At 64.2% G+C, this 13834-nt stretch carries 15 protein-coding genes; 9 read left to right on the top strand and 6 right to left on the bottom strand.

Features of this window, described 5'->3' with window-relative positions; genetic code table 11:
• Nucleotides 1-13: 13 nt before the first annotated feature.
• The 4 genes from NKJ77_RS14695 to NKJ77_RS14680 all read right to left on the bottom strand — a co-directional run bounded on the left by NKJ77_RS14695 (nt 14) and on the right by NKJ77_RS14680 (nt 3357).
• Nucleotides 14-643 (bottom strand): metallophosphoesterase family protein, encoded by a 630-nt coding sequence (locus NKJ77_RS14695; RefSeq protein ID WP_352535403.1) that lies wholly within the window; start codon nt 641-643, stop codon nt 14-16.
• A 106-nt stretch (nt 644-749) separates the two neighbouring features.
• Nucleotides 750-2051, bottom strand: a complete 1302-nt coding sequence (gene purB / locus NKJ77_RS14690) for an adenylosuccinate lyase (protein ID WP_023831301.1) — start codon at nt 2049-2051, stop codon at nt 750-752.
• A gap of 59 nt (nt 2052-2110) precedes the next feature.
• A complete protein-coding gene (locus tag NKJ77_RS14685) occupies nt 2111-2575 on the bottom strand; it encodes a hypothetical protein (RefSeq protein ID WP_023831300.1) in 465 nt (154 codons plus the stop codon).
• 56 nt (nt 2576-2631) lie between these two features.
• On the bottom strand, nt 2632-3357 hold the full coding sequence (locus tag NKJ77_RS14680) for a DUF2259 domain-containing protein (RefSeq protein WP_023831299.1): 726 nt from the start codon (nt 3355-3357) through the stop codon (nt 2632-2634).
• A gap of 137 nt (nt 3358-3494) precedes the next feature.
• Here NKJ77_RS14680 and NKJ77_RS14675 point away from each other — a divergent pair, with 137 nt between their 5' ends.
• Entirely contained in the window at nt 3495-3749 is a 255-nt protein-coding gene (locus NKJ77_RS14675) for a DUF2171 domain-containing protein (RefSeq protein ID WP_023669083.1), read from the top strand.
• 7 nt (nt 3750-3756) lie between these two features.
• Here the strand turns inward: NKJ77_RS14675 and NKJ77_RS14670 are convergent, their stop codons facing one another.
• Nucleotides 3757-4776, bottom strand: coding sequence for a P1 family peptidase (locus NKJ77_RS14670; RefSeq protein WP_023831298.1), 1020 nt, complete (start codon nt 4774-4776; stop codon nt 3757-3759).
• Nucleotides 4776-5846 (bottom strand): branched-chain amino acid ABC transporter substrate-binding protein, encoded by a 1071-nt coding sequence (locus tag NKJ77_RS14665; RefSeq protein WP_023831297.1) that lies wholly within the window; start codon nt 5844-5846, stop codon nt 4776-4778. Before NKJ77_RS14665 ends, NKJ77_RS14670 begins: the two co-directional genes overlap by 1 nt.
• Nucleotides 5847-6026: 180 nt before the next feature.
• On the opposite strand from NKJ77_RS14665, the gene NKJ77_RS14660 reads away from it, so the two are divergent.
• The 8 genes from NKJ77_RS14660 (at nt 6027) to NKJ77_RS14625 (ending at nt 13808) form a co-directional block, all read left to right on the top strand.
• Nucleotides 6027-6554: a flavin reductase gene (locus tag NKJ77_RS14660; RefSeq protein ID WP_023831296.1), complete on the top strand. Its 528-nt coding sequence runs from the start codon at nt 6027-6029 to the stop codon at nt 6552-6554.
• Entirely contained in the window at nt 6551-7480 is a 930-nt protein-coding gene (locus NKJ77_RS14655; protein ID WP_023711480.1) for an AAA family ATPase, read from the top strand. The genes NKJ77_RS14660 and NKJ77_RS14655 overlap by 4 nt, the downstream gene beginning before the upstream one ends.
• 5 nt (nt 7481-7485) lie before the next feature.
• Entirely contained in the window at nt 7486-8730 is a 1245-nt protein-coding gene (locus NKJ77_RS14650; protein WP_023669078.1) for a vWA domain-containing protein, read from the top strand.
• Between the two features lie 59 nt (nt 8731-8789).
• Nucleotides 8790-9128, top strand: coding sequence for an XdhC family protein (locus NKJ77_RS14645; protein WP_023669077.1), 339 nt, complete (start codon nt 8790-8792; stop codon nt 9126-9128).
• Between the two features lie 2 nt (nt 9129-9130).
• Nucleotides 9131-9835 carry an XdhC family protein gene (locus tag NKJ77_RS14640; RefSeq protein WP_023831295.1) on the top strand — a complete coding sequence of 235 codons (705 nt, stop codon included), beginning with the start codon at nt 9131-9133 and terminating at the stop codon, nt 9833-9835.
• A complete protein-coding gene (locus NKJ77_RS14635; protein WP_023831294.1) occupies nt 9832-11442 on the top strand; it encodes an NTP transferase domain-containing protein in 1611 nt (536 codons plus the stop codon). Before NKJ77_RS14640 ends, NKJ77_RS14635 begins: the two co-directional genes overlap by 4 nt.
• Before the next feature lie 174 nt (nt 11443-11616).
• Nucleotides 11617-12528 carry an alpha/beta hydrolase family protein gene (locus NKJ77_RS14630; RefSeq protein ID WP_023831293.1) on the top strand — a complete coding sequence of 304 codons (912 nt, stop codon included), beginning with the start codon at nt 11617-11619 and terminating at the stop codon, nt 12526-12528.
• A gap of 74 nt (nt 12529-12602) precedes the next feature.
• Nucleotides 12603-13808, top strand: a complete 1206-nt coding sequence (locus tag NKJ77_RS14625) for an epoxide hydrolase family protein (RefSeq protein ID WP_245266119.1) — start codon at nt 12603-12605, stop codon at nt 13806-13808.
• The last annotated feature ends 26 nt before the right edge of the window (nt 13809-13834 follow it).

Raw genomic sequence — 13834 nt, 5'->3', positions numbered from 1 at the left:
GGCGGTTCGGGTCCTACACCGAGCCGGCGGCGTAGCCCGTCAGCAGCCCGTGCGCCCAGTTGTCGAATCCGGTCGCCGTGGCGCGGCCGGATGCTTCGGTCCAGTCATAATTGACCACGTGATGGCTGAACGACCATTGTCCGTCCTTGCGCGTAGTGAGGGCGTAGCGGGCATGCGGACTGCCGGTCACGGTCAGGCCGGGGAATGCCTGGACGCCGACGCTGCCGGGATTGAGGATTGTCCGGTTGTCCGACAAGCGCACAACGCGCGGCGTATGTGTATGGCCGCACAAGGTCAGCCCGGCGCCGGCGCTGCCCAGCTTGTGCCTGATCTGCTTTTCATTGGACGGGTGGAAGTGGCTGCCTCCGTCTTCCTCGAGCAGGAACACGTCGTCGTCACTGGGGCTGCCATGGCAAAGCAGGATGTCCTGGGCAGGCGACAGGGCGACCGGCAATGCCGAGAGCCAGGTCAATGACGCCTGGGACAGGCGTTGGTGAGTGAAAGCATCGACGTCTTCCAACCCGGAAGCAGGCGGCTCGACCAGCACACGGTCGTGATTGCCGCGCACGGTCGGCCAATTCTGCGCCATCAGATATTGCGCGGTTTCTTCCGGCCATAGCGGCCCGGAAAGACAATCGCCCAGATTGACGATTAGTCGGGAGAAGCGTCTTTGATCTGCGCATGAACCGCCTCAAGCGCGCGCAGGTTCCCATGGATGTCGGAAAGGACAGCCAGCCGCATGGAAGATCCTATCCGAAAACCCGCTTGAAGATCGTGTCGACATGCTTGGTGTGATAGCCCAGGTCGAATTTCTCGCGGATCTCGGCTTCGGGCAGCGCTGCGATGACTTCCTTGTCGGCCAACAATTCCTCAAGGAAATCAGCGCCATGTTCCCATACCTTCATGGCGTTGCGCTGCACCAGGCGGTAGGCGTCCTCGCGGCTGACGCCGGCTTGCGTCAGCGCCAAAAGCACGCGCTGCGAATGCACAAGGCCACGGAACTTGTTCATGTTCTTCAGCATGTTGTCGGGATAGACCAGCAATTTGTCGATGACGCCGGTCAACCGCGACAGCGCGAAATCGAGTGTTATCGTGGCGTCCGGGCCGATCATGCGCTCGACCGAGGAATGCGAAATGTCGCGCTCGTGCCAGAGCGCGACATTCTCCATCGCCGGCAAGGCCATGGAGCGCACCATGCGCGCAAGGCCGGTGAGGTTTTCGGTCAGCACCGGGTTGCGCTTGTGCGGCATTGCCGACGAGCCCTTCTGGCCCGGCGAAAAATACTCTTCCGCTTCCAGCACCTCGGTGCGCTGCAGATGGCGGATCTCGGTCGCCAGCCGCTCGACCGACGAGGCGATGACGCCGAGCGTGGCAAAGAACATGGCATGGCGGTCGCGAGGGATGACCTGCGTCGACACCGGCTCCGGCTTCAGCCCAAGCTTTTTCGCCACATGTTCTTCGACATAGGGATCGATGTTGGCGAAGGTGCCGATCGCGCCGGAGATAGCGCAGGTGGCAATATCCTCCCGTGCGTGCACCAGCCGCTCGCGGCAGCGTGAGAACTCGGCATAGGCCTGCGCCAGCTTGACGCCGAACGTGGTCGGCTCGGCATGGATGCCGTGGCTGCGGCCGATGGTGACGGTGTCCTTGTGCTCGAAGGCACGGCGCTTCAGCGCGGCGAGCAGGCCGTCGAGGTCGGCCAGCAGGATATCGCTGGCGCGGCTGAGCTGCACCGCAAGGCAGGTGTCGAGAACATCCGACGAGGTCATACCCTGGTGGATGAAACGCGCATCCGGTCCGACGAATTCAGCGAGATGGGTCAGAAATGCGATGACGTCGTGCTTGGTGACGGCCTCGATCTCGTCGATCTTGCCGACGTCGAATTGGGCGGCGCCGCCTTTTTCCCAGATGGTCTTGGCGGCTTCCTTGGGGATGACGCCGAGCTCAGCCAGCGCATCGCAGGCATGGGCCTCGATTTCGAACCAGATGCGGAAGCGGGTTTCCGGCGACCAGATGGCGACCATTTCCGGCCGGGAATAGCGAGGGATCATCCGTCAGTCCTGATGTGTCGGTGGTTAAGTGCGCCTCCTATCAGAGGCGGACCGAATGCTCAACGCTGCTGGCGTGCAAACCACGCGCTGGCGGCGGCAAGCGCGATGAATCCGAGCGGAAAATAGAGCCTGATACCCAGCACCACGAACTGGTAGAGCGCCGTCAGCGAGGTGAAGACCAGTTCGAACGCCCACCGGGCGGTGAAGGCCTCCGCGTGCCATTCGGCATAATAGGAGCGGTATTGCAGCGCAAACAACCCGCCGGTGAAGGCGAGCGTCGTGGCAAGCAGGCAGACGAAGGCGGCGGCGAAAGCCACCTCCCAGTGCCGGTCGAGCGAGACCAGCCGCGCCGCGAACAACCCGACGGGAAAGGCCAATGCCGCGCCGGTCGCAAACAGCAGGGCGACGAAGCGGATCTTTTCCGGGGTCTCCCAATTGTCGAGCCAAAGGCCGGTCAGCGCGCTGGCGCCCATGGCCATCGCCCACAGCAAGGCGCCGACAAGCGCCGCGCCCGTCGATGGTATGGCGCGGCTGACGCGATTTCCGGCGCGCTTGCGCCAACTGGATTGATCGAGCGATGTCACAGGCGTCCGGTCACGGCGATCCAGCGAAAATCCGGTCCTTCGAAGCCGTATTGGCGCACCGCGATCAGCACCGCATAGGCGCTGATGCTGTCCATCGAGAACGTCTGCACCGCGCCGATCCTGTAGCCGTTCGGGCAGCCACGGCTTTTCGGGATCGATTTATCCTCATGCAGCAGATGGGTCCGGCCGCCATCACTGGCCTCGATCCGCAGCAGGCGAAAACCGTTGACCTCGCCCTGGCTCTGGCAGCTTTCGGTGTCATTCATGCCGATCTCGTCCAGCCGGAATTCCAGCGGCGGGTCGACCGGCGAAAAGATCGGCCGTGGGTTGACCACCATGCGGAACGGGTCGGCCGACAATTCGGTCACCGGGTTGAAGCCGGCGGTGATGCCGCGGTTGGCGGTAAGCTCGGCCTGGGCAATGATTGCTTCGCTTTTTTGCCTGGCTTGCTGACGGGCCGTCTCGAGCGAGGCGGTCTCATCCTCTAGCCGGACCCGGATTGGCGTGCCCTTCAGGAACGTGTCGTCGGCGGTGTTGATGTAGTAGCGATTGGCATAGGGAAAGCCCGAACCGTCTGCCACACCATATTCCTCGAAGGCGAAGACGCTGCCATCCTTGCTGAAGCCGAGGATTTCAAGCTCGGCGACATCGCCCGCTCGGGCGGCCATGGCGGATGCCAGATGGACCAGCAGGCAAACGCCAATCAGGACGAGATTTCGCATCGGGGTTCCGCTCCGCCTGCCTTGGTTCGATCGTTCCCTATCACGAGACAGTCAAAACATCGTGCTATTCAAAAGGCGATGCATCCAATTTCGCCTCTGTTTGTTATCGTCGATCGTTTTCAAAAGGAGAACACCCCATGACTGAGGCCAGCAAGATTCGCGAGCATATGGAAGTGGTCGGCGCCGACGGCGTTCACATCGGCACCGTCGACAGGGTCGATGGCGAGCGGATCAAGTTGACCAAGGCCGACAGCGGCGAGGGCGCCCATCAGGGGCATCACCACTACATTCCCTTGAGCCTGCTTGCCGAGGTCGAGGGCCAGAAAGTCTGGCTGTCGGCGAATTCGGATGTCGCGGTCAGCTTCGAGGAAGAGGAGTCCGACCCGACCTGACTGAAAGTCAGCGCGACGACCACACCGGAAACAGATCGCCATCGGCCGGCGTCGCGGCATGGATGCCGCGGCTGATGGCGCGCGCCATGGTGGCGCCGGCGGCGGCAAAGAAATCGACGGCATCGTCGGCGCTGAGTTCTATGCCGCTCTTGCCCGTCGCCAGCGCGAACACCAGATCGCCGTCGGCCGGCGTGTGCACCGGCCAGATGGCGCGCACGAAGCCGTCATGCGCTGAAATGGCCAGCCGCTTGGCTGCCGCCTTGGTCAGCACGGCATCGGTGGCGATGACGGCGATGGTGGTGTTGCCACCGGCCTCGGCTTGTCCACCGACACGCTTGTCGCGGTATTTCAATAGGATCCGCCTGGCGTCGTCCGGCATCGGCGAGGGATAGCCGAGGCCTCCGAATTCATCGCCGATCTCGAAGGGTGCTGCCCAGAAATAGCGGGTCCGCGCGATCGTTACCGAGCCGGTCGGGTTGGCGGCGGCCAGTGCGCCGATGGTGACGCCGCTGTCGAGCACAGTCGAGGCAGAGCCAAGGCCGCCCTTCAGCCCGGAACTCAGCGCCCCGGTGCCGGCGCCGATTGTGCCGAGCGCAAAGTCGACTGTTGCCGCCTGGGCGGCTTCGTAGCCGAGGTCGCGGTAGGGAGGATAACGGCCCCAACCCTTGTCGCCGCCATTGCGCAGGTCGAACAGGATCGCCGCCGGCACGATCGGCACCCGAAAGCCGCCGACATCGACGCCAATGCCTTTTTCACGCAACGCCGCCTGCACGCCCGACGCGGCGTCGAGGCCGAAGGCCGAACCGCCCGAAAGCACGACGGCATGAACCGCCTCGATGGAATTGTGCGGTTCGAGCAAATCGGTCTCGCGCGTGCCCGGCGCGCCGCCGAGGATCTGCACGCCACCGACAGCCGGTTCGTCGCACAATACGGTGGTGACGCCCGATTTCAGCCTGGCATCCGACGCGTTGCCGACGCGCAAGCCGGCGACATCGGTGATCAGATTGCGCGGCCCGGTGCGAAACATCAATTCGTCTCCGCCGGCACGAAACGCGTCCCGTCGAAGCGGAAGGCGCGATAGAGGTTTTGGCTCAGATCGCCTTTGTCGTCGAAACGCAGCGGACCGATCGCGGTGGTGAAATCATGCCCCGTTAGCGCGTCGGCCAGCCCCTTGCCCGAGGTCTCGGGCGCGGCGGAGGCCGCCTTGGCAATCTCCACCGCCGCATAGGCCGGCAGGGCATAGCCATCCGGCGCGATGTTTTTGGCCGTAAACGCCGCCAGCACCTTGGGATCGGCGACATCGGCCCATTCCGGCGGCGCGATCATCAGCGTGCCGACGGCGTAAGGCACATCGCCGGGTGGCGTGCGCAAATTCTCGCCGCCGGCAAAGACGATGCCGGCCTCGAGCTGGCCGGCGTCGCGGCCCATAATGGCGATGTCGTCGCCGTCGCCACCGGCAAAGACATGCGTAGCGCCCGCCTTCTTCAGCCGGCCGATCAGCCCGATCTGGTTGTCGAGCTGGGGCCGGAAGGTGTCTGTGAAGACCGGCTTCAGCGCCGCCTGTTCGGCCGCTGCGCGCAGCGTCTCGGCGATTTCGCGGCCATAGATGGTGCCGTCATCGACGATGGCGAACAATTCGCTCTGCCACAGCCGGGTCAGGATGGCGGCCACCGCATTGCGCTCGTCATCGCCGCGCGGGCCCAGCCGGTAGACCGGCCAGCCGGTTTTGGCGCGGCGGTCGGTCAGGCTTTCGGTGCGCACGCCAACGGTGATGACCGGTATGTTGGCGTCCTTCAGGATCGGCAGCGCCGCCTGGATCGCCTCGGTGCAGAGGAAGCCGACGACGATATCGGCCTTCGCAGCGGCGAATTCCCTGGCGGCGGCAGCCCCGCCATCGGCGGTGCAGGCATCGTCGACCGTCCTGATCTCGGCGCCGTTGGCTTCTGCTGCCAGGGCAGCACCCGCCTCGATCTGCTTGCCAAGTATCGCCGACGGACCGGACAGGGGTGCGGCGACGCCGACAAGCAAAGTCTGCGCGCCGGCGCTTGCCGGCAGCAGCCAGAGCAGTGCCGCTATTACAGCTGTTGGGGGTTGCATTCTGACGACGAATTCCTCCGTGCCGGTCGCATGCTTCCAGCGTCTCTTCCGCCAAGACCTAAAGGCTGCCCGCCCCAGGCGCAACACGGGAATTTGCGGATTGGCGTCAACCACTTCGCTTGTGGCCTATTGTGTGCCGCCATATATAACGCTTGGATTCCCGCTTATGGAAAATCATCGGTGTTGAAGTTGAACGACATAGGGCCTCAGGCCTATCGCGACGCGATGGCGCATTTTGCCGGCCACGTCCATGTGGTGGCCACCGACGGGCCCGCCGGCAAACGCGGCACGACGGTGATTGCGGCCTGTTCGGTGTCGGACACGCCGCCGACGGTTCTCGTCTGTCTCAACCGCGAGAATGCCAAGAACGAGCTGTTCGTGCAAAACGGCCGGTTTGCGCTGAACACCCTGGCTTCGCACCAGCAGCCGCTATCGGTGGCGTTTTCAGGCCTGACCGGCCTGTCGGCCGATGAGCGTTTCGGGCTCGGCGAGTGGGACGTCATATCGACGGGCGCGCCTACCCTGAAGGGCGCTCTCGCCGTGTTCGACTGCGAATTGATCGACACCAAGGATCTGGCCACCCATCGTGTGCTTTTTGGCAAGGTGACAGGCCTGCGCATGGGCGATAATTTGCGGCCGCTGATCTACCACGCCCGCGACTACCACGTGCTGCAAAGCGGGGCAGAGGCGGCAACGGAGAAAGAATGACCGAGCTGAAACCGCGCCCCGCGCCGCGGACGATCGACGAAACGCTCGATCTCCTGACCGGCGCGGACTATGTCGCGGACCGCTCGCTGGCCACCGTGCTGTTCCTGTCGCTGCGCATGCAGCGGCCGCTCTTCCTCGAGGGCGAGGCCGGCGTCGGCAAGACCGAGATCGCCAAGGTGCTGGCGCAGGCACTCGGCCGCCGGCTGATCCGCCTGCAATGCTATGAAGGGCTCGACGTCTCGTCCGCTGTCTATGAGTGGAATTACGCCGCGCAGATGATAGAGATCCGCATGGAGGAGGCGGCAGGCTCGGTCGACCGCTCCGACATGGAGCGCAATGTCTTTTCCGAAAAATACCTGATCCGCCGGCCGGTGCTCGATGCGCTGACCGGCAAGGCGGGTGCGGCCCCGGTGTTCCTGATCGATGAGCTCGACCGCACCGACGAGGCTTTCGAAGCATTCCTGCTCGAAATCCTGTCCGATTTCCAGGTGACGGTGCCCGAGCTCGGCACGATCAAGGCGGAGGAACCGCCGATCGTCATCATCACCACCAACCGCACGCGCGAAATCCACGACGCGCTGAAGCGGCGCTGCCTCTATCACTGGGTCGACTATCCCAATGCCGAGCGCGAGCTGGAGATCGTGCGGCGCAAGGTGCCGCAGGCCAACAGCCGGCTTTCGGCCGAAGTGGTGTCGTTCATCCAGAAGCTGCGCCAAGTCGAACTATTCAAGGCGCCGGGCGTTGCCGAGACCATCGACTGGGCCGGCGCGCTGACCGAACTCGACAAGGTGGCGCTCGATCCCGAAACCGTCTCCGACACGATCGGCGTTTTGCTGAAATACCAGGACGACATTGCCCGCATCGGCGCGGGCGAGGGCCGGCGTATCCTCGACGAGGTCAAGGCCGAGCTGGCGGCGGCGGAGTAGGGCAAGTGAAGGCGCCCGAACCCAGAGAGGCGACGGAAGACGGGCGCATCGCCGACAACATCGTCTATTTCGCCCGTACCTTGCGCAAAGCGGGCATGCGCGTCGGGCCGGCTTCGGTCAAGGATGCGATCGAGGCGGTGCTGGCCGCCGGCATCGGTTCGCGCGACGATTTCTACTGGACGCTGCATGCCGTGCTTGTGTCGCGGCACGAAGATCACCCTGTTTTCGACGAAGCCTTCCGGCTGTTCTGGAAATCGCGCGAGCTGATCGAGAAACTTCTGGCGATGTTCTCGCCGGTGGCTCCTGACACCAGGGAGAAGCAAAAGCCGCGCGCGGCAGAAAACCGTGTCAGCCAGGCCATGTTCGAAGGCCACGAGAAGAATCGGCCGGTCAGGGAAATCCCGGAGATCGAAGTCGACGCCCGGCTAACCTTCTCCGGGAATGAAGTGCTGCGCGGCAAGGACTTTGCCCAGATGAATGCCGACGAGATGGCAGACGCCAAGAAGGCGATTGCCCGGCTGCGGCTGCCGTTCGACATGGTCCGTACCCGACGCTTCAAGGCAGACCTGCATGGCCGCCGTATCGATCCACGCGCCATGATGCGCTCGGCCGCGCGCACCGGCGGCGAACTGATCCTGCCGAAATTCCGCTCAGCCCGCGAAGTGCATCCGCCGCTGGTGGTTCTCGCCGATATCTCCGGTTCGATGAGCCAGTACACGCGCATCTTCCTGCACTTTCTGCATGCGCTGACCGAAAAACGGCGGCGCGTGCACACCTTCGTCTTCGGCACGCGGCTGACCAATCTCACGCGGCAGATGCGCCATCGCGACCCCGATGCCGCCCTTGCCGACTGCTCGGCGGCGGTCAAGGACTGGTCGGGCGGCACCCGCATCGGCGATACGCTGGCGGAGTTCAACAAGCACTGGTCACGCCGCGTGCTCGGGCAGGGCGCGGTGGTGCTTTTAATCACCGACGGTTTGGAGCGCGACGATGTTTCCGGCCTGTCGCAAGAAATGGATCGCCTGCACAAATCCTGCCGGCGGCTGATCTGGCTCAACCCGCTTCTGCGCTTTGGCGGCTTCGAGGCGCGGGCCCGCGGCGTCAGAGCGATGCTGCCTCATGTCGACGAGTTCCGCTCGGTGCACAATCTCGATGCGCTGGCCGACCTCTGCGCCTCGCTGGACAAGAAATCGGCCGCTTCGGTCGATCCGCGTCGCTGGCTGGACGCTGGTGTCAGGCGCGCCGCATAGCCATATTGGATTCCGAAAAACAGGCTCCCAGAGAAAAACAGACTTTGAGGCAAGCGATCATGGACAACAGCATCTATCTCGATGAGGCCCGCGACCCCTTGATCATCGCGGAAGGCTGGATGAAGGACGGCAAGGATGTCGCCATCGCCACTGTGGTCGAGACCTGGGGTTCGGCGCCGAGGCCGGCCGGCAGTCATCTGGTCATCGACGCCGAAGGCAATTTTCACGGCTCGGTCTCGGGCGGCTGCGTTGAGGGTACCGTGGTGAGCGAGGCGATGGACGTCATCGACTCGGGGAAAGCGAAGATGCTGGAGTTCGGCGTTGCCGACGAAACCGCCTGGCAGGTCGGCCTGTCCTGCGGCGGCCGCATCAAGGTCTATGTGGAGCGGCTCGGTTAGGCATGGATCCCTACGCTCTCAAAGCCCTCAATGCCGAACGCCGTGCCCGCCGTGCGGCGATCCTGGTGACCGATCTCGGCGACGGCCGCGACCGCATCGTGCGAGAAGGCGACCAGGTTGCCGGCGATCTCGGGCAAGCGATCGCCAAGGCTTTCCGCACCGGCAATTCGGGTTCGGTCGAGGCTGAAGGGCGCACCTTCTTCCTCAACGCGCATTTGCCGCAGCCGCGCCTGGTGGTAGTCGGCGCCGTCCATATCAGTCAGGCGCTGGCGCCGATGGCCAGGATCGCCGGCTATCCCCTGGAGATCGTCGATCCGCGCACCGCCTTCGCCACCCCGGACCGTTTTCCCGATATAGCCCTGGATGCCGAATGGCCGGAGGATGTGCTGAAACGCCAGCCGCTCGACAGCTATACGGCGCTCGCCGCCGTCACCCATGATCCGAAGATCGACGATTTCGCACTGAAGGCCGCGCTCGACGCCAACTGTTTCTATGTCGGCGCACTCGGCAGCCGCAAAACACACGCCAGGCGCGTCGAGCGCCTGCTGGCGCTCGGCGCCAGCGCCGACCAGATCGCCCGCATCCACGCACCGATCGGTATCGACATTGGCGCGGCGAGCCCGGCCGAGATCGCCGTCGCCATCCTGGCGCAGACGATCCACGCCTTTCGCTCGCGCGGGCTGGAATCGAAAGGCGCTGCGGCGTGAGATTCGGTCCGGTTCCAATCGACCAGGCCGAAGGCGCGGTGCTCGCGCATGCCACCACGGCGGGTGAGCGACGTTTCCGCAAGGCGCACACGCTGAGCGCACAGGACGTGGCGGCGCTGAAAGCAGCCGGCATTACCGAAATTGTCGCGGCGGTGCTTACCGCTGATGATCTGAGCGAAGATGCGGCGGCTGAAAAGATCGCCGCTAGCATGATCCATCGCAACATCGAGGCAAAACCCGCCGCGACCGGCCGGGTCAATCTCCATGCCAAGGCAGCCGGTGTCTTCACCGTCGATGCCGCCATGATCGACGCTATCAACACGGTCGACCCGACCATCACCATTGCCACGCTGGCGCAGCACGCGCCGGTCGAGCAAGGCCAGATGGTGGCGACGGTCAAGATCATCCCGTTCGCCGTCGCCTCGGCTTTGGTCGACAAGGTGGTGAAAATCTGTACCGGTGGCGAGATCTTCGCCGTCAACGCTTATCGGCCGGTGCGCATCGGCGTCATCCAGACGGTGCTGCCCGGCATCAAGGCCAGCGTGCTCGACAAGACGCTGCGCGTCACCGAGGCGCGGCTGGCACGCTCCGGCGGCCGGCTGACCACAGAGCGCCGCACGCCGCATGAAATTGCGCCCCTCGCCGAGGCAGCGGCCGCGCTGGCGCGCGACAACGACATGGTGGTGATCTTCGGCGCCTCGGCGATGAGCGATTTCAACGATGTCGTTCCGGCGGCGATTGAACGCGCGGGCGGCACGGTGATCCGCGCGGGCATGCCGGTCGATCCCGGCAATCTGCTGGTGCTGGGCACGCTGGACGGCAAGCGCGTCATCGGCGCGCCCGGTTGCGCCCGCAGCCCCAAGGAGAACGGTTTCGATTGGGTGCTCGACAGGCTGATCGCCGGTCTCGACGTCACCGCCAAGGACATCGCCGGCATGGGCGTTGGCGGCCTCTTGATGGAAATCCCGACCAGGCCGCAGCCGCGCGAGCCGCTGCCGGCGAGAGCCGGGCTGAAGGTCGAGATCGTGCTTCTGGCCGCCGGTCGCTCCAGCCGCATGGGCGGGCCGAACAAGCTTTTGGCGCTGTTCGACGGCAAGCCGCTGGTGCGCCGCACCGCTGAACGGGCGCTCGATTCCAAGGCTTCTGCCACCGTTGTCGTCACCGGCCATCAGCGCGAGCGGGTGCACGCCGCGCTCTCGGGCCTCGACGTGATCTTCGCCGACAATCCGGATTTTGCCGACGGCCTGTCCTCGTCTCTAAAAGCCGGCATTGCCCGCGTTGGAGCCGAGGCGGCCGGCGCCATGATCGTCCTCGGCGACATGCCGGGTATCTCATCGGCCGATCTCGACCGGTTGATCGAGGCCTTCCGTAGGGACGGCGGCCGCTCAGTGGTGCGTGCCGCCCATGACGGCCGCCGCGGCAATCCGGTGCTGCTGCCACGCGCGCTGTTTGGAGGCATCGCTCACCTCGAGGGCGACACCGGCGCCCGCCATCTGGTCGAGGCCGAGGGACTGGATGTCATCGACGTCGAGATCGGCGACGGCGCGTCGGTCGACGTCGACACCCGCGAGGCGCTCGAAGACGCCGGCGGCGTGCTGCAGGATTGACAAAGCGAAGCCGAAAAACGCATGCCATGCAGTATGGCTAATCGTACCGCCGCACCCCCCTCTGGCCTGCCGGCCATCTCCCCCTCAAGGGGGGAGATCAGCAGCCTCGATGGCGGCGTCTATCCTGCAGCTTTGAAGATTGGCGGAAGGCGGCGTGATATCCAATCTCCCCCCTTGAGGGGGAGATGGCCGGCAGGCCAGAGGGGGGTAGCCGCGCTCCATGCCCTTCTGATTTCGCTCTTTTTCCTGTTCTCCGCCTCTCACGCCGACGCCCTCGAACTAAAACCCTACAAGGATGACCTCTTCGCCTATCCGGCGACGCTCTCGTCCACGGACAAAGGCGCCTACACCGTCATCGACTATCGCGAGATGCGCGACATCAACGACCGCGACGAAGTGCCGGAAAAGCGCGTGCAGGCTAAGTATACCGACACCGGCGTGCGCAAGGTGCAGCGGGATTTGATGCTGAAAACCGATGCCGGCGATGTCAGGCATGTCGCCGTAGGCAAGACCGAAGGCGCCGGTATCATCGTGCTTTACCTGCACGGGCAGGGCGGCAGCCGCAAGCAGGGCGTCGACGACTTCACCTTCGGCGGCAACTTCAACCGAATCAAGAACCTGATGGCCGGCAATGGCGGCCTCTATCTCTCACCCGATTTCACCGATTTCGGCGACAAGGGCGCGGCCCAGGTCGCGGCGCTGATCGGCCACTATGCCGAGGCCTCGCCGGACGCGAAAATCTTCGTCGCCTGTGGCTCGATGGGTGGTGCGCTGTGCTGGAAGCTGGCCGGCCGCAACGATACGGGACGGCGCATCAACGGGCTGCTGCTGCTCGGCTCGCTATGGGATGACAGTTTCCTGTCGAGCCCGGCCTACAGGCGCCATGTGCCGGTGTTCTTCGGCCAGGGCAGCAAGGACCCGGTCTTTCCCGTGGAGAAGCAGGAGGCCTTCTTCCGCTCCATCATTGCGAACTCGAAAGCCTATCCGACCCGGTTCGTCCGGTTCGAGACCGGCACCCATGGCACGCCGATCCGCATGGTCGACTGGCGCCAAACGCTGAACTGGATGCTGTCGAAGGCGCCCTGAGGCATATCGCCCAGAGGTGCCCCTTGGTTTTGGCAATCATGGTTCGACCGATATCCTCTTAGGTGTAGGCTGATATGATCCAACAGATCGGAAGCACAGCGATGGACGCCCACCCCTTCAAGATCCAAATTCCGAACGAACAACTTGAAGATCTCCAGCGCCGGCTTAGCGCAACAAGATGGCCAATTCCGCTAAGCGAAGCGGGCTGGAGCGATGGGGCCGAGCTGCCGTTCATCAAGCGCCTTGCGGATTACTGGCGAGACTGCTTCGACTGGAGAGTGCAAGAGGCGCGGCTGAACCGGCTGCCGCAATATCTGACGAGGCTGAACAACCTAGATGTCCACTTTGTCCACCAGCCAGGCAACGGACCGGCGCCGCTGCCGCTGATCATAACGCATGGCTGGCCCGGCTCGTTCATCGAAATGGAACACGTCATTCCGTTGCTGGCAGACCCATCTGCCCATGGTGGTGACCCGGCCGACGCTTTCCACGTGGTAGTTCCCTCCTTGCCCGGATACGGCTTTTCCCAGGCGCCGACGGAACCAGGCTTCCATTCCGGCCGCATCGCGAAGTTATGGGTACAGTTGATGCGCGGGCTCGGCTACGACCGCTTCGCTTCCCAAGGAGGCGACATCGGCGCGGGCGTTTCCGCCTGGATGGCACGGCTCCATTCCGAAAGCGTGCTTGGCGTCCACGTCAATTACATTCCCGGGAGCTATCGGCCACCCTTGGGTGCAGGTCTGCCACCAGTCACCGTTGAGGAGCAGGCCTTTCTGGACAAGGCCGCGGCCTGGACGGCAACGGAGGGCGCCTATGCCCATCTGCAGGGCACGAAGCCTCAGACGCTTGCTTATGCGCTGACAGACTCGCCGATCGGTCTCGCAGCCTGGATGGTCGAGAAGTTCCGTAGCTGGAGCGATTGCGACGGTGACGTGGAGCGCACCTTCGGCATGGACACGCTCCTTACGGATGTTTCTCTCTATTGGTTCAGCAACGCGCTCACCTCGTCCTTGCGGCTCTACAAGGAGAATCGACTGTTCCCTCTTGCGTTCGAGACGCTGGAACGCGTTTCGCCGCCATTTGGGGTAGCGCTTTTCCCTCGCGAGTTGCCGATGCCGCCTCGATCCTGGGTGGCGCGGGTCTTTGACGTTCAGCGATGGACATCGATGCCGCGAGGCGGCCATTTCGCTGCGCTGGAGGAACCGAGTCTTCTGGTCGAGGACATTCGCGCCTTCTTCCGGCCGATGCGTTCGCGGCCTGAAACGAGAAGGCGAATGTGAAGGACTGCTTGAGCGCGGCGGTTCCT

It is taken from the genome of Mesorhizobium sp. M0052 (assembly GCF_040323255.1).
Lineage (GTDB): Bacteria > Pseudomonadota > Alphaproteobacteria > Rhizobiales > Rhizobiaceae > Mesorhizobium.
This window is presented reverse-complemented; position numbering and strand designations above follow the sequence as displayed.